The organism is Pediococcus argentinicus, assembly GCF_001437605.1.
Lineage (GTDB): Bacteria > Bacillota > Bacilli > Lactobacillales > Lactobacillaceae > Pediococcus > Pediococcus argentinicus.
Genome location: NZ_JQCQ01000007.1, coordinates 1 through 19,504 on the forward strand (window position 1 = coordinate 1; position 19,504 = coordinate 19,504).

12 protein-coding genes and 1 tRNA gene are annotated in these 19,504 nt (G+C 37.0%); 11 read left to right on the forward strand and 2 right to left on the reverse strand.

Annotated features, from left to right (window positions below; all coding sequences use genetic code 11):
* The first annotated feature begins 115 nt into the window (after positions 1 to 115).
* Both IV88_RS02670 and IV88_RS02675 read left to right on the forward strand, forming a co-directional pair.
* Positions 116 to 1,804, forward strand: coding sequence for a putative polysaccharide biosynthesis protein (locus tag IV88_RS02670; protein ID WP_057798468.1), 1,689 nt, complete (start codon positions 116 to 118; stop codon positions 1,802 to 1,804).
* An 8-nt stretch (positions 1,805 to 1,812) separates the two neighbouring features.
* Entirely contained in the window at positions 1,813 to 2,532 is a 720-nt protein-coding gene (locus IV88_RS02675; protein ID WP_057798470.1) for a pseudouridine synthase, read from the forward strand.
* A 37-nt stretch (positions 2,533 to 2,569) separates the two neighbouring features.
* Here IV88_RS02675 and IV88_RS02680 read toward each other — a convergent pair whose 3' ends face one another.
* On the reverse strand, positions 2,570 to 3,394 hold the full coding sequence (locus tag IV88_RS02680) for an NAD(P)H-hydrate dehydratase (protein ID WP_057798472.1): 825 nt from the start codon (positions 3,392 to 3,394) through the stop codon (positions 2,570 to 2,572).
* 97 nt (positions 3,395 to 3,491) lie between these two features.
* Between IV88_RS02680 and IV88_RS02685 the strand changes: the two genes are divergently transcribed.
* Positions 3,492 to 3,971 carry a universal stress protein gene (locus tag IV88_RS02685; RefSeq protein ID WP_210726793.1) on the forward strand — a complete coding sequence of 160 codons (480 nt, stop codon included), beginning with the start codon at positions 3,492 to 3,494 and terminating at the stop codon, positions 3,969 to 3,971.
* 18 nt (positions 3,972 to 3,989) lie between these two features.
* On the opposite strand, the gene IV88_RS02690 is transcribed toward IV88_RS02685, so the two are convergent.
* Complete coding sequence (locus IV88_RS02690; protein ID WP_057798474.1) at positions 3,990 to 4,655, reverse strand: deoxynucleoside kinase; 666 nt, start codon at positions 4,653 to 4,655, stop codon at positions 3,990 to 3,992.
* 240 nt (positions 4,656 to 4,895) lie between these two features.
* Between IV88_RS02690 and IV88_RS02695 the strand changes: the two genes are divergently transcribed.
* The 8 genes from IV88_RS02695 (at position 4,896) to IV88_RS02730 (ending at position 19,391) form a co-directional block, all read left to right on the forward strand.
* Complete coding sequence (locus IV88_RS02695; protein ID WP_057798475.1) at positions 4,896 to 5,714, forward strand: Cof-type HAD-IIB family hydrolase; 819 nt, start codon at positions 4,896 to 4,898, stop codon at positions 5,712 to 5,714.
* Positions 5,715 to 5,744: 30 nt separating this feature from the next.
* Positions 5,745 to 5,948: a hypothetical protein gene (locus IV88_RS02700; protein WP_057798477.1), complete on the forward strand. Its 204-nt coding sequence runs from the start codon at positions 5,745 to 5,747 to the stop codon at positions 5,946 to 5,948.
* Entirely contained in the window at positions 5,917 to 7,857 is a 1,941-nt protein-coding gene (locus tag IV88_RS02705) for a S53 family peptidase (RefSeq protein ID WP_083486825.1), read from the forward strand. The genes IV88_RS02700 and IV88_RS02705 overlap by 32 nt, the downstream gene beginning before the upstream one ends.
* A 12-nt stretch (positions 7,858 to 7,869) precedes the next feature.
* Positions 7,870 to 8,148, forward strand: coding sequence for a heavy metal-binding domain-containing protein (locus tag IV88_RS02710; protein WP_057798481.1), 279 nt, complete (start codon positions 7,870 to 7,872; stop codon positions 8,146 to 8,148).
* A gap of 48 nt (positions 8,149 to 8,196) precedes the next feature.
* A tRNA-Leu gene (locus IV88_RS02715) sits at positions 8,197 to 8,280 on the forward strand.
* Positions 8,281 to 8,963: 683 nt separating this feature from the next.
* A complete protein-coding gene (locus IV88_RS02720; RefSeq protein WP_057798483.1) occupies positions 8,964 to 9,962 on the forward strand; it encodes a KxYKxGKxW signal peptide domain-containing protein in 999 nt (332 codons plus the stop codon).
* 15 nt (positions 9,963 to 9,977) lie between these two features.
* The gene (locus IV88_RS02725) at positions 9,978 to 18,692 is read left to right on the forward strand and encodes an MBG domain-containing protein (RefSeq protein ID WP_057798484.1); all 8,715 of its coding nucleotides are present in this window, start codon (positions 9,978 to 9,980) and stop codon (positions 18,690 to 18,692) included.
* A gap of 135 nt (positions 18,693 to 18,827) precedes the next feature.
* Entirely contained in the window at positions 18,828 to 19,391 is a 564-nt protein-coding gene (locus tag IV88_RS02730) for a hypothetical protein (protein WP_057798486.1), read from the forward strand.
* Positions 19,392 to 19,504 lie beyond the last annotated feature (113 nt).

Consider the following 19,504-nt stretch of genomic DNA (forward strand, 5'->3'; position numbering starts at 1 on the left):
TGGACATTATCATTTATGTTCGACATTCCTTTTTGATTCTCTCAAATTTTATTGATTATTCGTGTGTATTTATATTAAAATAGGGAGGATTGACTTAGCGAAAGTAGGGAAAAATATGGCAGAACAGCCAAAAGAATCAACTGAAGAAGAGGAACTAGATTATATTGGTTCACAACCGTTACGGGCGGGGAAGAAAACGACTTCATCTCAGTCACAAATGTTAGAAGGATCAATTTGGATGACCGCTGGTAGTATCTTTTCTAGAATTCTCGGAGCGGTTTATATTATTCCATGGGTAATCTGGTTTGGTATCTATAGTAACCAAGCTAATGCCCTGTATACTAAAGGATATAATATTTATAGTTTCTTTCTGATTGCTGCAATTGCTGGAATTCCATCTGCAATTGCAAAGCAGGTTTCACATTACAATGCGATGAACGAATTCGCATTAGGACAAAGACTCTATAAACGAGGATTGTTACTATCCATTGTAACTGGAATTGTGTGTGCTGCTATTTTATTCTTTGGCGCACCATTATTAAATGATGGAGATCCAAATGTGACCGTGGTCTTACATGCTTTGGCATGGGCGGTTCTAATTATCCCAACGATGAGTTTGACACGTGGATTCTTCCAAGGTTATCAAGAAATGGGACCCTCTGCAGTTTCTCAATTTGTTGAACAATTAGCTCGTGTAGGCTATATGTTGGTATCAGCATATCTTATTATGGGTGTTCACAAGGGTGATTGGGTCTTTGCAGTTTCTCAATCAACCTTTGCCGCTTTTATTGGAGCATTAGGTGGGTTCCTAGTTTTAGGTTGGTATTTCCTAAAATATCGCAAGCGTTTGGGTACTTTAGCTAAACAAAGTAAAAACGATTTAGTTGTTTCAACTGGATCATTATATAAGGAAATTATTGCTCAGGCTGTACCGTTCATCATTATTGGTTCAGCAATTACAATTTTCCAATTAATTGATCAATATACGTTCTTTAGAATTATGAATTTTGTTGGTAATTATTCAAGTGAAGTTTTAAACACGATGTATGCGATGTTCTCGTTCAATGCTAACAAATTGATTATGATTGTTATTTCGTTAGCTTCAGCCATGGCGGTTACTTCGGTTCCGTTATTATCAGAAGCTAAAACTCGTGGTGATTGCGAAGGTATCAGTAAACAAGTAACGGATGCAATTTTGTTATTCTCATTCGTTATGATTCCTTCTGCACTAGGGATGGCCGCTGTGGCACAACCTGCATATACATTGTTCTATCACTTGAGTGCGGTTGGAACATCCATCCTAGAGTTTAGTTCATACATGGCTATTATTTTAGGATTATTCACGGTTATTTCCGCCATCATGCAAGGTATCGGAGAAAATGTTTTAGCAGTTAAATATTTTGCTTACGGAACAATTGTCAAGTTTATTATTCAGATTCCGGCTGTTATGTTATTTTCAGCTATTGGTTCATTAATTTCAACTGGTGTCGGATTTGCCTTTGTAAACTGGTTGATTTTACGACATATCAACCGTGAATACGGAATTAATTATTTTAAGATTAATCAGAATTTGAGCAAGATTTTACTTTACTCAATTGGTACATTTATCATTGCTTGGTTAGCAACAAAGGGATTATATATGGTCATGGATCCTAATAGTAAAGTTCAAGCTTTAGTTGTAGTTGTTATTGCAGCTATGTTAGGTGGATTCTTCTATTTGTATTGTTCATTGAAGAGTCGTGTAGCCGATCAAATGCTAGGTGGTCGAGTGGCACGCATTCGCAGCTTATTGCACATTAGATAGGAGAAATTATGCGAGTAGACAAATTTTTACATGATATGAACTTAGGAACTCGTACTCAGATTCGTAAACTAGTTCGTGATGGTTATGTAGCAGTTAATGGTGAACTAGTTAAAACTGGTCGAGTAAAAGTAGTTCCAGAAGTAGATTTAGTTACGGTTAAAAATGAAGAAGTTAAGTACCAAGAGTTCTTCTATTATGTTTTAAATAAACCGATTGGCGTTTTAACTGCTACTGAAGATCGTAAGCAAAAAACGGTCATGGATTTATTTAATAAAGTGGATTATCGCTCCGATTTATTTCCGGTTGGTCGTTTAGACAAAGATACAGAAGGATTATTGCTGATAACTAATAATGGCAATATGGCACATCGCTTGTTATCCCCAGAACACCATGTGACGAAGGTTTATCACGCAGTAGTGACTGGTAATATGGATGAAAGTGTTATTCAGGAATTTAAAGATGGGGTCACCTTGAAGGACGGCACTAAACTAAAAGCTGCTGAATTAGAAATCTTGTCATATTCTGAATTAGAAAATCAAACAACAGTTCAAATTAAGATTACTGAAGGTAAGTATCACCAGGTGCGGCGGATGTTCGGTGCAACTGGTGAACGAGTAGTTGGATTACGGCGAGTCGCTTTTGGACCACTGACTTTGGACTCCGGAGTAATCCCTGGAAATTATCGCGCGTTAACTGATGAAGAATTGGAAGCACTTGGGGAAGAATAATAAAATGACCAGCTCATGGAAGAGTTGGTCATTTTTTTTACGGCATCAATTTTTTTAAAGTTTTGGGTAATGCATGACTAAGGCGATGAGGGATTACGACTGCATCAGTTTGATAAATTAGATCTGCAGTGTAACTGTGTAAAAATGTTCCTGCTATTAAAGCATTTGATAGATTAGGAATCTGACAAATCATAGTTGATAAGATGCCGGTGAGGGTATCGCCCATGCCACCAGTTGCCATTCCGGGATTTCCTGCTTTAATTTGGTATATTTTTTGATTGCTATAAATTTCAGTTTCAGGATGTTTGAGAACAACATGGAGATTCAATTTATCGGCTAATTTTTGATTTGTTGATGGTTGTTGCTCGGCAATCTTAATTTCTGATAATCGTTGCCATTCCATTTGATGAGGAGTGACAATGGTTGGCTGATGTTCAAATTTGAATGATTTGGTAGCCAATAGGTCAATGGCGGAACCATCAATGATCAGTGGGGTACTAGCTGGAATATTATCTAATGTGAATTGAAATATAGAGCTGGCAGTTTCGTCGGTGCCTAAACCAGGGCCAATTACAACTACGCTGGTATTACTGATCAATGCTAATAACATATCATGGTTTTGATAATCAATTACCATTGCTTCAGGTAATGAAGCACGGACAGCACTAATATTGATTGGATCCGTGGCTAGGGTTACTAAACCTGCACCAGAATAAACAGCAGCAGTGGCAGAAAGAATTCCTGCACCACCAAACTGCTTGTTGCCAGCAATAATTAACACTCGTCCAAAAGTACCTTTATGACTATTAAGTGGACGCTTGGGCCAAATATCTTTTAAATAATTTTTTGTGATTTCAATCATATAAATCATCTCCAACTGAATTTATTATAGCAGATAAGCGTGAAATTTTAGTTCTATGTAACCGCTTGCTATAATGAACATGAAAGAGGTGGATATTATGATTAGTTATCAAAATGTTTTGTTTGGTTACGATGGTTCTCCACAATCGATGATTGCGTTTGATCGAGCTCAACAAATTGCGAAACGAAATAATACAAAGTTAATTATTGCAATGGTAGTTAAACCTCAATATGTAAATACTGAAAGTGTAGCGTTAGGTTTCGGTGTTATTCAGGCTGATGGTGACAACAAAAAGGCACTAGAACAAAAGGCTAAAGAACTAAGTCGTTTAAAACAAGTTGCTGAAAGTGAGGGTGGTGTAAAGGAAGTTGAAACCCGTTTAGTAATTGGTAACCCACGTGATGAACTGACTTATAATTTACCAAAAGAAGAACACGTCGGATTAATTATCATTGGTTCTACTGGTCTCGGTCGGGTTGCGCAAGTCTTGATTGGGTCCACAGCTAGTTACATTGTAGAACACGCAAATGTAGATGTTATTGTGATTAAGGAACAAAAAAGCGAACTAGACGTTTAGGTCTAATTCGCTCAGTAATTACATTGCTTCAGTAATATCAGAAGGCTCGTTGATACGAGTCTTTTTTAATTCGTTATCAATTTGGTGCAAAATGATATTAACGTTTTCTTCTTTAGTTAGATCGTATTTTTGTAAATCAATCTTCATCTTTGGACCAGCATCGTATTCTTCATACCAGTCTTTGTAGGCTGTCCACATTTTGTAGTAGTATGATTCCAATTCAGGATTGTCTTCGAATTGTTCGTAATCACGACCACGTTTCTTGATCCGGTAAAGAATTGTATCGAAGTCAGTTTCAGCGTAAACCATCAAGTCAGGAGCCTTCTTAGGAAGGTTTTTTAATTCGCTCATCATGTTATCTAAGAGATTCATGTAAACTTCAAATTCTGTATCAGTAATATTGCCTTCTTTGTTGTTTTCACGAGTGAAGAGGGCATCTTCATAAATGGAACGGTCTAGCACGTTGTTATCATCAGCTAGGGCATTTTTGATCATTTTAAAACGTTTGTTTAAGAAGTAAATTTGTAGTAAAAATCCATAACTCTTTTGGTCTGAATAATATAGTGGTAAAACTGGGTTATCTCCAACTGGTTCAAAAAAAGCTTTTGAACCATAAAAATCTGCAATTTTTCCCGTAAGCGTCGTTTTTCCAACACCAATCATTCCTGCTGTAATAATCACCATGTAAGGCCCCTCTTTAATTTTTTTGTCGAAATCTAGTATAGCACGATTTTTTTTGATACAACATATTGTATTTCAAATTGGGATGTGCTTAATTTCAAAATCACAAAGTGAAACGTTGATTCTATCATTATTTATCAGCATTTTGTTTTTTATCAATAAAGTGTTTCTTTTGAAATGAAAGCATTGAAAAGGCTTGCAAAGTTCGATAGGCTATAACTATTAAGAGAAGTGAGGGTTATTATGATTAAATTAATAGTTAGTGATTTAGATGAAACTTTATTGGGTGCGGACGGTAGCATCTCAGAAACCAATAAAATTGCGATTCGAAAGGCCCGTGAAGCAGGAGTTAAATTTGTTCCAAATACAGGTCGTGGATTTGCTTCAGTTCAACCATTATTAAAAAAATTAGATTTATATGACTTACCAGATCAATATGTAATTTCATTTAATGGGGGAGCCATTGTAGAAAATAAAAATCAAAAAGTTTTAGCTACCAACGGTCTAACATTTGAACAAGCCTCTCAAATTTTTGATATTACACGACAGTATAAAGATTACGACACTCATATTTACACTTTAAATGATGTATATATTTACAATGTTCAACAAGAAGATGCAGAGTATTTAAAGACTCGTGGTGTTGATCTGAAATACACGGATGATGAGAATTTAAATCGTTTTAAAAATGATTCAATTATGAAGTTGTTAACGATGCATCCAGATATGGAGAAACGCCGTGAAATGAAAGATATTATCCTATCAAAGGTCGACTTTGATTTGAACGTGACATTCTCATCTGATATGTACACTGAATTTAACCATGCCGGTACTGACAAAGGCTCAGCTACATTAGAGTTAGCTAAGCGACTTGGTATTAAAAAAGATGAAATTATGGCATTGGGTGATAACAGTAATGATTTACCAATGCTGAAGAGTGTTGGGATGCCGGTTGCAGTTTCAAATGCATCTAAAGAGGCTAAAGAAGCTGCTAAATATGTGACTGATGCCGATTATGTTTCTGGAGTTGCTGAGGCAATCAACCGCTTTGTGTTAAACTAGGAATAATCTAAGAAACTAGGGGAGACACTATTGAAAGCCTTGCGGATTATTATTCCATTAATTATTGCAGCACTATTAGTATTTTTAACTGAATTTGAACATCTTACAGGTGTACCATTGATTCTTGCTTGGGTAGTGGGATTCCTTTTAGCAATGGGGTTAACTGCTTATATCGAAGTCAAAATTAGAATGCAGGTGATGCATGATGAAGATGTCAAGAACGATGAAAAATAGGCTTAAATTCCTTAGTGTTACTTTTTTGATGGGCGGATTATTAGGTGGATACACAATAACTACTAGCTCGACCATCATGGCTAAAACTAAGACTGTTAAAATCAAAAAGAAAGCCAAACCGGTTAAGAAAAAGACGGTTGCTGGTAGTAAAAATATGGCAATCGATTTCGTGATGAAACCACGTAATCAATCGCAATTGAGAAAAGATATTTATGCGACTGTAACGCCGGGTAATAAAAAATATCGTAAGTATCTTTTACCATCATCATTTGGCAAAAAATATGGAGCAAGTAAGAAGACTCTCAAGTCAGTTACGAGTTTCTTGAAAAAGAATCATTTAAAAGTTAGCACCTATAAAGGAAATGTAATTTTACGAGTTTCGGGTAAGACGCGGGACTTTAATAAAGCACTTAAAATTCAAATGGTGTATGCCAAGGCTGGTTCCGATACCTTTACTACCAGTAGTAAAACACCAACCTTACCTAAGAATTTAAAATCAGTTGTTTTAGATATTGTCGGACTTTCGTCAGCGCCACTAACTGAAAGTACGAAACAAACCAAGCAACCCAAGCAACCCAAGCAACCCATCACACCGAAGCCTTCAGCGCCAGTAGTTCAGTCTAAGCCTGTGGATTACTCCCACCATAAATTTGTAGATACTTACAATGTTGGTGATTTATATAAGAGTGGTCATAAAGGTCAGAAACAGACGATTGGAATTATTACATTTTCCAAGTTTAATCAGCAAGATATTTTAGATTTTTGGAAACTTAAAACTGAAAAAGTACCAGCTAGTGCTAGTCGATTATCTGTGAAAAAGATTGAGAATGGCGGTAACTGGGATGGCTACAGCGAAACTACGATGGATATCGAGGCAGCAGGTGCGATTGCTCCGTCAGCTAAATTGAAAGTCTATCAAACTGATAATACTGATTTAGGTCAACTAAATGCCTATGCGCAGGCTGTTAGTGATAATCAAACGGCTCAGTTGTCTAATAGCTGGGGCAAGAGTGAATCACAAACGACCTTTGAAGAAAAAAATCATTTGAGTAGTGCTCATTATGTTCAAGCGATGGATTTGGTTGCAGAACAAGCTGCCATTCAGGGAATTAGTAATTTCAGTGCAGCTGGTGATAATGGTGCCTACGATGATATGTTATTTGGTGGAACTGAGAAGGATGTCGATTTTCCCAGCGGATTAGTTTATATGACGGCCATTGGTGGAACCACATTACCATTGACTGATAATAATGGTAATCAGGTTGTTACTAAGCAACGTGCTTGGTCATGGGATTATCAATATCCAATGATGAACGATTATTTTGCTAAGTCACCGAAGAGCCTTACCACTGAATCATGGATGAATAGTTACATGGTTGGTGGCGGTGGCGGTTTTAGTAAATTATCGTATACACCTGCATATCAGAAGAGCATCAAAGGTGTTAATACGTATAAAGGTGTCTCGATGTGGCGTAATAAGAGTAAAGGTGCTAGATTGTTAGCTTATAATGATGCTCTAACTCCGAGTCAAGGCAAAGGCGATAGCCGAAATGTACCAGATCTTGCAGTTAATGCAGATCCAATGACCGGTTATAATGCGTTAATGTCTGATCCAAACTCTTATCGTAAGCATCAACAGAGTGGAATTGTGGGTGGAACAAGTGTTGCGGCACCTCAGGTAGCTGCCATGTCGGCGGTTATGAATTCAGGGATGAAGCATCGAATTGGATTTTGGAATCCACAAATTTATCGCTTAGCTAAGCATCATGATTCTCCATTTACACCAATGAATGATACAAAAGATAATAACAATTTATTCTATACTGGTCGGCCAGGCACAATTTATAACCAGGCAACTGGCTTAGGCTATCCTGATTTTACAAAATTATTTAAAGATTTAAACAAGTAGGAGGAATTATCTATGTTTATGACAACAGAAGGTCTTAGTGTGGGTCACACAATTAAGGGAGTCGTGGAATCAACAGCGCATCTTATGTTGGCCTCAGAGGATATTGATAAGTTCAGTATGTTCGATTCGTTATTTGAAGAAGCTAAAAAGAAGTTAGAGCGTAAAGCAAAAGTTTTGGATGGTGATGGCATTATTGGATTGCGTTTTAATACAGAAATTGCTGAGATGCAAGTGGCACCAAAATTTTTGGTTGTTCATGCGTATGGTACTGTGGTTAAGATTGATCAATAATTTAGCTTTGCAGACTTGGAGATTTAGTGTAAACTTATCTCTGTTGTTGCCGCAGTGGCGGAATTGGCAGACGCGCAGCGTTCAGGTCGCTGTATAGGAAACTATGTGCAAGTTCGAATCTTGTCTGCGGCATAAAAAATATTCACAAACCTAAAAAAAGAAGAATCATCCAAATTTTGGACGTTTCTTCTTTTTTGATTAATTTAGATAAAGGTTCTGATTTTAATGTATATAAGCATTTATAAACTTGTTATAGCTTTTCTGGGATATTTTCTTCATGATTTAGTGAATTTGTTGTGTTCAATATTAAAAAAAACTTGCTGTCTGAATTTTTTTAATGAATGGTGTAGTAGCTCTTATGATTAGGAGTCTTGTTAATAAACAAATAAACCAGCTAGGTAACCTTTGATAGCATAAATACTATGGACACAACAGACAGAATATCTAAAATAAATTTTTTTATCGTAAAACTCTTCCAAATATGTATCAGTTTTTAACGGAATCCAGTCGATTGCTCGTTGCCAATTCCTTATACATTATTTTAAAATAAATCACCCCAAATCATTATTACGTTTATTAGTAAATAATTATTTAGCCAATGCAAATTGGTTCAAAGATATTTCAAAAATTGTTAAAATTAAATTGTCAAATGAGCTACGAATACTGTTAATAGGGTCACACTTTGATGTATACTAGTATATGTTTATACACTAGGTCTAAGTGGACTCAATATAATGAAAATAAATAGCAATAAATGTCAATTCAGTATTGAGATTAGTGAAACTTAGATTTTTATTTTTGATGGGGGTAAATGTATGACGCGAGAAAGAATTGAAAAAATGAACACCAAAGAACATTATCGTATGTACAAAGCCGGAAAAATGTGGTTATTTTCCGGTATTTTGGCATTCGGTATGGGTGTTGGTTTGCTCGAAAATGGTATGGTGCGTGCTGATGCGCAGCAACCAACCACTGAACAGACAACTAGTTCTAGCGACCCAAATGCTAAGGATGACAATATTGCCACTGATAGTGTCAGCGATACTGCTGAAAGTACAAACAGCACTGCTGCTCAAAAAGTAACTTCTACTAAAGGTGCTACGGATGTTAAGAGTGATGACGATGCTGCAAAATCTGATGTAGCCAAAGATGCGGTACTTACTAAAGACGTTTCTTCTGATGCAACTTCAGACACCAAACAGGCTGTAAAGGATGATCAAAAACCATCCTCTGATGCAGACAGTAGTGCAAAAGCATCTGATGAAAAAGAGGCTCAGTCAACAAAAATTGATAATAATGGTGATAGTCAGACTGATGTCAAAACTGAAAATAAGACTGTAAAATCAACAGCAACTGACGCTCCAAACAAAGTAGAAAATAATGATAAAAAAGTAGCGACTAAAGCTGCTTCTGTAGTAGCCGATGCTAAAGCAACTCCTGAGATTGCAGTTAAAGATGCAAAAACCGAAAACACTAAAGCTAAACAAAGTCAGAAAAATGCTGATCTTGTTAAGAACTTAACTACTCAATTACCAAAGGGTAGTGTAGTTTCTTTTGATGCGCTTAATAATCTAGACGTTAAGTTACCAAATACAGTAACTCAAACTCAGATTGATGCCGCTAAACTTGTGCTCAAGAATAGTGGAGTGGACAAGATTAATCTTGTGGCTAAAAAAGACACAGCTACAGAGCCTGACACATATGATGGCGGACGTTCGGCAGCTGAATATGATTTGTTTACACTTATTCCGAAAAGTAATCCGGCTCAACTTATTTCAATTGGTAATACTATGTGGGACCAAAATGGTGGCTGAGTACCTCGTGAAAGCATGAATCCATTTGCCTTCTTAACCTATTTAGACCCTGACAATCCGACACTGACTGGTTCTGGTGAATTCTTAAAAACCTTTAGCCAAGCAACAATTGATAGTTTAAAAAATAGTAATACCTTTATTAAAGCAATTCTCAATGACTCGTACCCAAACGGTGACAGCTATAATTTATTTATCTATGATGCTGAGCCTGGAAAAGTATTAGATCATAACTCAGATGATTTCTTAAAGGGTTATCAAAGCGTTTTTGTGGATATGTATCAAGGCTATATGGCCGCATATAATAATTACACTAAATTGTTGGACGCCGAAACAAAAGCGAATACTACCAGTTATATGTATGGTGTCCAGGGTAAAAACGAAAACTGGAAGACTCTGAATACCAAAATGGACGCGCAGTTACCTAGTGACAGTTCGGTTGGTTACAAATATGCCTATCAAGACTTCATTAACTGGTTAACTGCTGACCCACATGGTGTAACATCTCCGAAAGACGATATCAACACGAACCGACCATTGCAGGCAGGATTGTACGTGTTGGGTCAAGATGATGGGCTTGCCTCAACAACATGGACAGGAAAAGGAGATAATTCTCAAAAATTGCCAACGGCTGACAAGTTTTGGGAAGGTTACAAAAAACTTGTATTTAGAGATAGCGGTGAAAACGACACACCACGTGATGGGACAGCTAACTATTTTTCTTTAACGGACGCTAACGGAGATTCTGTCACATATCCAGATATCATCTTAAACCTTGGCCGAAAAATTTCTGATGCGGTACTTGATAGCTTTAAACGGGTTTATGCGGCCGGCGTTAAGCAAGCTGCCCTAGATGCGTTACAAGGTAAGCGGATGGCAGTTGATATTACCTATGGCGTTGGGGTTGATTCAGTAACAGCTACTGGTTCAGCAAAAACAACCGATGCAAATGACATTAAGTATTTAACAGATGCCGGTTATTTCAAAGACCCAATTTATCAAAATACTGACTTACAAGTCGCATTTGCGAATGGATATCGCTATGTTAAATTTTGGCTAGCTAAAAATACAGCTACTTTATCAACGAATGCCCAGAATTCGTTTGATTACAAGAATGTTGATGGATATCTTGTACCAACGGGACCAGCATCAAAACCCACCGGACCAAGTTCTAAAGAGAATCCAATCGACAAGGCAATTATTTCTGTCTTATCCGGAATTGACACAACGTATAACGTGTTGCCAACTAAAGGTGCTGACAAATCTACGGTATCCGGTAAGCAAGCTATCGCGGATTCAAACGATAATTATTCAGCCGGTCATTACATGAATACGGTTTATGATTTAGCCAAGCAAGTTGCGTTTAATGCCCGTGCAGAGTGGACAACTGCTGTTGAAAATCAGATAAATGGAATCAACTCCGCAGCTGGTGAAAATGAACTGAAAATTAATACAGATAGTAAATGGTACCAGATGAGTCCTTATATCTATACCACTGTGTTTAATACGCTAAATAAGACGTACCATACTTCTGACGTAGCAGAAAGCTTTATTGTAAAAGCATTGAATAAAGCTGATCAAGATATTGTTAAGTCAGCCACTAATAATAATGGTGTACCTCAAATTACACATGACCCAACTAAGGTTGAATTAGAACCAGATTTTCTTGCTAAAATTGATTTAAATGCCAGCGCATATTACGATTGGCAAAAATATGATTCTAAATCTATTGGTGTGTCGTCTGACTCAACAATTACTAACCCAAGTGCAAGTATTAAATTGGGGATTGATAAAGACGCAAGTGAAAAGACAAATTCAACAACTCTTCAAAATATTGTTAACTACGCCTACTATCATGAGCAAGCTGTAGCTGCTGCTGCATTCGAGGCGGGTTATAACGCAGCAAATAAGAACTTAAAGGTGACTGGCGGTCTTTCGGCGCAAGCTCCAACAGGCGATAATGCCAAATATCGATTCCAGTACCATTCGGATTTAATCGGAAGCTTGTATCCAAGCACGAGTGATTTTGACGGATCAGACCAAAAGACTTTAATGGACACTTCTGCCAATAGTGATGGAACAACTACTGAATTAACGCTAATTACGGATAAAGACGGTAATTTTGTTAAGCTCACTGCTGATGTAAAAGATAAGAACGGTACTATTCTTATTTCTAAAGATTCAGATAATATTAACGATGTGCTTACACTCCAATATCCAGCTCCTCATACTGAAGATAATGATGGTATAGCTGTTGTTGATGGTAATAATAGCCAAGTTTATATCCATATTGCCCGAGTAGATTATTCGGATGGAACATTTAAGTATCGCACAGAGATTCAACGTAACACTTTGATGGAAGTTAAACCGCAGGACGGTAAAGGCGGAGCGTTCAATAATGTTTATAAGAGTGGATATGACTATCGTCGTAGCTTTATGTCATCAATAGAGGTTAAAACTAATCTCAAAAAAGATAATCAAGACCTTGAAACCACTAAGTATTATTCATTTAAAGATGACAAGTTAGTAATTCCTGATCGCGATGAACACACGGGTGCATACGTCGCTGTTGAAGTTGATCCGCAAAAAGATAGTTATTTTAAAGTTATAACAATTGATAATGATGGCTTAGGTACCATTAAAGTAAGTACGGTTGATAAGACTGGTACCCCATTAACCGTGGAACTTAATAAGCAACACGCATCAGCTACAATTGGTGATAAGGATAAAGCACATTTGGATGTGTGGATTAATGCTGATGGATCAATATCACTAGCTGATTATGGATTTAAAGGGATGTTTACAGCTACACAGACTCAACTTTTGAGCTCAGATCCTAAAGCAAACGCCTTTATTGATGTAACTATTCCTGCAGGGTTAATCGGTAAACCAATCGCGGGCATTTCTGGAACTGACAATCCAAATCCTGAAGATAATGTAACTGGGACCCAAAATATCTATGCAGATGCTCTTATGCCAAGCATTCAACGTGTAACTATCTTGATGCCTAATGAAGACAAAGACGGCGTTGTTCTAGTCCCTGATCACAATCGAGTTGTTAGTGATAATGAGATTGATAAGAATAAAGGTATGTCACTTACTTTTGTTAATGGGCAAGATCAAAAGACTGATAACTTAACAGAAGGTGCAACTGATGGTCGCCCTGATGTTAGTGTTACCTATGGTATTGGTAAGCAAATTGACGCTACTGCAACGATTCCATATGTTGCTATTAATAAACTTTCTGATGGTAAAACAAAAGATACAATTGATACAGGCGTTGTAGCTAACTATGATGCTACAAAGAATGAAGTAACAATTGATGTATCAAATGTAAATTCATACAGAAATGGATTTAACCCAAATACGAAAGATACAGAGCATAATGTTGGTCCACAAATTTTTGATTGGACAAAGGTAACCTTCCCTGAAGGATCACAATGGTCAATTGATGGTAATGTATTAACTTACAAACCAACTGATGAAGAAAAAGCAAAGATTTATACAGCAAACGGTCTACACGTGTCAATGGAAGGGATCCTTGATAATGTAGATACTGAAAAATTCCTTAGTGATAAGGTTTATTTAGACGCAGTCGTTAGTTCAACAGTTCGCACAGAAATCGATAAAACGATTAATACTTCAACAGACTTATCATCAACCGATCATAAATCATATCAATTTAAGAATGCTGATTTGATTAAACTTGTACCAGAAAAAGATCAGGCTAAAGTTGCTGCTCTCCTATCTTCAATGAGGGGTAGAACTGTCACACCAACTGATTTGCCTGCATCAGTAACATGGCCTGCAGGTGTGACCCAAGTTGCAGTTGATGCTGATTTGAATGTAACAGTAACGTTTAACCCGGACGCCGTTACTTCCGCTACTCCAGAAATCCTTTTACCACTTTCAGTTGGTGATGACGGCAAGGTTGTTACTGATGCTACTGATAATAAGCCTATTTCAAGTATCAATTTGAAGCTTACTTTGCAATCTAACATTATTGTTAAGAATGTCGTTAAACCTGATGGAACCAAAGAATTACCTGGTGAAAAGACCCTTGAAACACCAGTTAATTTAGGTGGCACTTCATCGGATGCAACTACAACAGAAACTATTGCTAAAGATGACGATACTTATGATACTTACAGGATTTATGACAACTCTAATACAAGCAGCTTGGGTGCAAATACTACAGATACTGCAGATGATGTAGTATTATTTGCGAAATTTGATGCAACTGGTAAACAAATCAACAATATTATTTATCATAATTATATGAAGACTTTGGGATATGTTTGGAAGGGTTTCAACGAGAATGAGACTGACTATCCAGCAACTACCGAATATCCTAAAATTACAGATGATAACAAAAATTCGTCTTATGAAGGAATCTCATTTACTCAAAAAATTCCTGCCGATAAGATTAAGGGATTAGATCTAAGCAAGTTAGAGACTGTGACCTCAACAGATTCTGATGGAATCACTAGAACTAATGAAGTTACAAAAGAAGCAGATGGCAGTTTAACAATTAAGACAACTATCAAAGCAGACGAAGCTTCAAAAGCAGCATATGTAACATCTATGTTTAAAGATGGTTTTATCAATCATTTTGTTCTAACTGATGGCGTTAATAGCATTAACGTTATTGAACAATCTGATCCACTTGATGTCGAAAAAAATACGTTTGTCATCAAAAATGCAACTATCAATGTTAGTGACCCTACCAAGTATGATCAGACTTATGATAATGAAACCATGACATTTAATTTCACTTACAAGAGTGACGAAAAATTAGACGCTAAGATTGCACTTGGATTAGGTGTAGATGTTGGTGGACAAGTTATCAATTTAAATGCAACTGGCGGAAATAAAGAAGCACTGAATGAATTTTTAGCTAGTTTACAAGCTTCATTTGCAGGTGTAGCAGAACATCCGGATTTAGGAAATGCAGATAAATATATCAACTTGTCAAACATTACTTTTGGCAAATCAGATAAAGATGGAAATATTCCTGTATCAGTCTCAATTACTACAACTGCTGATGTAACGAAAGAAAACGCATTACAAAACATCTTGAATTACCTGCAAGTTACACCAAACACTAAAGCTGAAGGCATAGCTCCATATTTCTCAGGTGTTATGGTCAAAATTAATTTTGAAAACACTTTAAAGCAGTCATTGTCAGGATTTACCAATAAGGCGTTAATTGATTCAACTAAGACACCAAATTGGACAGAGCTAACTTTAAATACCGATGGCAAGTTAGGAGATGCGTTTACTAATGCAACTTCCGCTGTTGTTAAGGGATATAAAGTAGCATCAGCAACATATATGGGTAATACCGTTAAATTAAAAGATTTAAAAGATAACGGTGATGGAACGTACTCACTTAAAGATGGTAAATACGATTTTGGTGTGGATACAGACGGTGAAAAAGCACAAGCTCAAACATTAGTATGGAATTATGTCCAAAGTGATATCACGGTTTCATTAAGTAATGAAACCAAGGTTTATGACGGAAATCCATCTACAGACAAGATTCACTCTGTAACGTTACCTGATTTCTTAGCCGCTCCTAAGGATGGTTGGAAGCTTTCTGATTTCAAACGTCAAACTGGCGATGGTAATGACAGTCAAAATGTAAAGGCAGCTCCAGGCTATGTTGTAACACTTTCAGATGCTGGTATTGCAAGACTCCAAACAGCAAACCCTGATTTTGTGATTGACGGGACAACACTGCCAGCAGCTAATATTACGGATGGTCATTTGACTATCACTCCAGCTGCTGCCACATTTAAATTAAGTGGAACAGATACAAAGGTATATGACGGCAAGACCACGGCAATCAATGAGGTGAAAGGTAAGTACACAATCACGTTAACGGATGACTTAACCTATACCCTTGTAGATGGTGACTTACAGTTTGATAAGGACCCTAAAGATGTAGGAAGTTACAAAGTAACGTTAACAACTGCAGGTTTGGCTCATGTTAAAGCTGTTGATAGTAACTATACCATTACGCAAGATACGGGCGAAGGAACATATACAGTTACACCGGCTGCAGCCACACTTAAATTAAGTGGAACAGATACAAAGGTATATGACGGTAAGACCACAGCAATCAATGATGTGAAAGGCAAGTACACAATCACATTAACGAGTGGCTTAACCTATACCCTTGTAGATGGAGATTTGCAGTTTGATAAAGACCCTAAGGATGTAGGAAGTTATAAAGTAACATTAACAGCTGCAGGTTTGGCTCATGTTAAGGCTGTTGATAGTAACTACACCATTACTCAAGATACGGGCGAAGGAACATATACGATTACTCCTAAACCTTTAGACCCAGCTGGGCCTAACGAACCTGGAAAGCCAGCTAAACCCGCTAACCCAAGTGATAATGATCCGTTGAGTACTTCGATCGTTATCAAGGGAGCAACGAAGGTTTACGATGGTGATGCTTCAACTGATCCAAGTATATACACAGTAGTTGGACCAACAAGCTATAAAGACTTTGTCGTTCCAGCACTAACAGCTAATGACTTTGACTTGAGTGGTATTAATAGTCAAAACGTTGGTAAATATATTGTTAGACTAAGCGCAACCGGAATTGAAAAGATTCAAAAGGCTAACAAGAACTATTCATTTAAAGCTGAAGATATTCAGAATGGATTGTTTGTGATTACTCCAGCACCAATCACAATCACAGCGCCAACTGTAAGCAAGACTTACGATGGTAAGTCTTATGGAGCTATTTCAGGAACTGTTACTGGTAAGCCAGCTAAAGGTTTTGATCCTAAATACTCACTAACTGATATTAGTGGTGATATTAATGTTGGTGAATATCCAATTACAGTGACACCAACTGAAAATGCAAACGGAAATTACACGGTAACCGTAGTAAGTGGTAAACTCACCATCACTCCACAACCATTGACACCAGCTGGCCCTAACGAACCTGGAAAGCCAGCCAAACCTGGCAACCCAAAGGACAATGATCCATTAAGTACTTCGATTGTTATTAAGGGAGCAACCAAAGTCTACGATGGTGATTCTTCAACAGATCCAAGTACGTTTACAGTAGTAGCTCCAACGAGCTACAAAGATTTTGTCATTCCAGCATTAACTGCTGATGACTTTGACGTTAGTGGAATCAATAGTCAAAATGTTGGTAAGTATGTTGTTAAACTAAGCGCAGCAGGAATCGATAAGATTCAAAAAGCTAACGGGAATTACTCATTTACAGCTAAAGATATTCAAAATGGATTGTTTGTCATTACTCCTGCTTCAGTTAAGATAAAGGCTCCAATAGTTTCCAAGGATTACGACGGCAAGCCTTATGGCGGTGTTATTAGTGGTAATGTTACTGGACAACCTACTAAGGGTGACAAAGTGCTTTACTCGCTAACTGATATTAGTAAGGATATTATGGCGGGTTACTATGTCATTAATGTTACTAACGGAGATAATCCTAATTACGACGTAACTGTTACTGATGGATCATTAACGATTAATCCAATTACAGCTGTATTTAAACTCACTGGTACTGATAATAAGATCTACGATGGTAAGTCAGTGAATGTGAATGATGTGAAGAATCATTACGTAGTTACTTTGAGTAATGGTGATAAATATCAATTGCAAAATGGTGATTTAGTCTTTAATACAGATGTTAAGAACGTTGCAAATTACACTGTTGCTTTGACGAGGGTAGGACGAGATCATATCAAAGCTGTTGATAAAAATTATGTCTTTACAGAAGATGGCAGTGAAGCTACTTATATTGTAAATAAACGTAATTTGACTATTACTGCTCAAGATAACAGCAAGGTCTTTGGTCAAAAAGATCCAAGCTTGTCAGCTATGGTTGAACCATTCAATCAGAATAGTAATACTGGACTAGTTAGGGGTGATAAAGTAAACTATGATGTTATTCGTAAGACTGGCGAAAGCGTTGGAAAATACGCAATTAACGTTCAATCCGGTACAAACAATAACTATAATATTATTACGCATCCTGCAGTATTTACCATTACAGCACCAATTATTAAGAATGGTACGGTCACAGTTCACTATATCGGCGGCGGAAAGACTATCCATGCCAATACTGAATTAACTGGTAAAGACGGCGATAGTTACAACGTTGATAAATTGAAGATTGATGGATATACCTTCAAACGTTCAGATAAGAACTTGGATGGTAAGTTTGATGGCAATACAGACATCACGTTGTATTACACAGTTAACTACACGGCTGTTCCGGTTGATAAGAACGGACACAAGATTCCAAACGTTCCACCAGTAAGTGGAACCGGCGAACCAGGTGAACCAATCAACATGCCAGACATTCCTGGATATAATAGAATTACTGTTCCGGTAATTCCAGGCGAACCAGGTGTTGTTGAGGTAATCTATGTTAAGATTCCTAACAATCCAGGAAAACCAGGGAATCCAGGGCGACCAGGACAACCAAATAATAATAACCAAAATCCTAAGACACCGATTGTGCCAAAACATGAAGTGCCTGAGGTTCCTACACCAACTGTTAACAACCAAAAGGTTGATCACGAAACACCAACACCAAATAAGGCAACTGCTCGTAAGTTACCTCAAACTGGCGATGATCAACAAAGCGAAACTGTTGCTCTTGGATTAGGAATTGCAATGTTGATTAGTGCTCTTACTTTAGTAGGTTTGAAAAAACGGAAAAAGGAAGACGAAACTGATTAAGATGCGATGATTAAAAAGGACAAGTCTAACATGGCAGAAATGCTATGATAAAGGCTTGTCCTTTTTATTTTGTCCTGTTTTCTGAAAGACTAGTGGTGTAAAATCAAAATAAAGAGTGCAAGAGGAAGGATTATTATGCATAAAATTAATTTGAAACCAATGCCAGAGATTGACTATGAAAAAGTCACACGTTTTAATCAAGGTGTTTTTGGTAACCCAGTTTTCAAGATTAATGGAGTCTATATCCCCAAAAAGAACGACTATAATAGTATATCTAAAAAAATAATCCATAGTGTCTTTCAATTTAAGAAACAGTTCTTAGTTGAAATGGATGATTTTTCGATTGTTTTTAAACAAGGGCAGAAACAGACAAGAGAGCTTTGGACAAATAATATTAAGTACATTCAAGTTGGCGTTTTACCAATGCTTATTGCTAATCGCGGAGTTAATGTGTATAAATATGTGATAACATTTAGAACCAGCAATATTGAGTATCATCAGAGTTGTGACTGGTTTGAAACCCTAGGAGAGTTAAAGAAGTATTGTGATCAAAATCGAATTGACTTCGAGGATCCGTTTGAGTTGTTACAATTTCCAGACCATTTTAAAGCATTTGAATATTTGAATAAAAATCATACTTTTGAAAAAATAGCTGAGGAATACAACTATCCTACAAGCTATGCAAAAAAAGCGTTCTAGCACCTTATCCACGGTGCCGGAACGCTTTTCTTATAGTGCAATAATTCACAAGTGTAATTCTTTGCGCAATTAAAAACAGCTTGCTACAATGATAATTGTAATTGGAAGCGCTT

What these genes read in the sequence shown, in the direction of transcription:
- IV88_RS02705 (WP_083486825.1), top strand. Translation starts at nt 5,917, where the DNA reads ATGATGAAGATGTCAAGAACGATGAAAAATAGGCTTAAATTCCTTAGT.
- IV88_RS02710 (WP_057798481.1), top strand. Translation starts at nt 7,870, where the DNA reads ATGTTTATGACAACAGAAGGTCTTAGTGTGGGTCACACAATTAAGGGA.
- IV88_RS02720 (WP_057798483.1), top strand. Translation starts at nt 8,964, where the DNA reads ATGACGCGAGAAAGAATTGAAAAAATGAACACCAAAGAACATTATCGT.
- IV88_RS02695 (WP_057798475.1), top strand. Translation starts at nt 4,896, where the DNA reads ATGATTAAATTAATAGTTAGTGATTTAGATGAAACTTTATTGGGTGCG.
- IV88_RS02680 (WP_057798472.1), bottom strand. Translation starts at nt 3,394, where the DNA reads ATGATTGAAATCACAAAAAATTATTTAAAAGATATTTGGCCCAAGCGT.
- IV88_RS02670 (WP_057798468.1), top strand. Translation starts at nt 116, where the DNA reads ATGGCAGAACAGCCAAAAGAATCAACTGAAGAAGAGGAACTAGATTAT.
- IV88_RS02685 (WP_210726793.1), top strand. Translation starts at nt 3,492, where the DNA reads ATGATTAGTTATCAAAATGTTTTGTTTGGTTACGATGGTTCTCCACAA.
- IV88_RS02725 (WP_057798484.1), top strand. Translation starts at nt 9,978, where the DNA reads ATGAATCCATTTGCCTTCTTAACCTATTTAGACCCTGACAATCCGACA.
- IV88_RS02690 (WP_057798474.1), bottom strand. Translation starts at nt 4,655, where the DNA reads ATGGTGATTATTACAGCAGGAATGATTGGTGTTGGAAAAACGACGCTT.
- IV88_RS02730 (WP_057798486.1), top strand. Translation starts at nt 18,828, where the DNA reads ATGCATAAAATTAATTTGAAACCAATGCCAGAGATTGACTATGAAAAA.
- IV88_RS02675 (WP_057798470.1), top strand. Translation starts at nt 1,813, where the DNA reads ATGCGAGTAGACAAATTTTTACATGATATGAACTTAGGAACTCGTACT.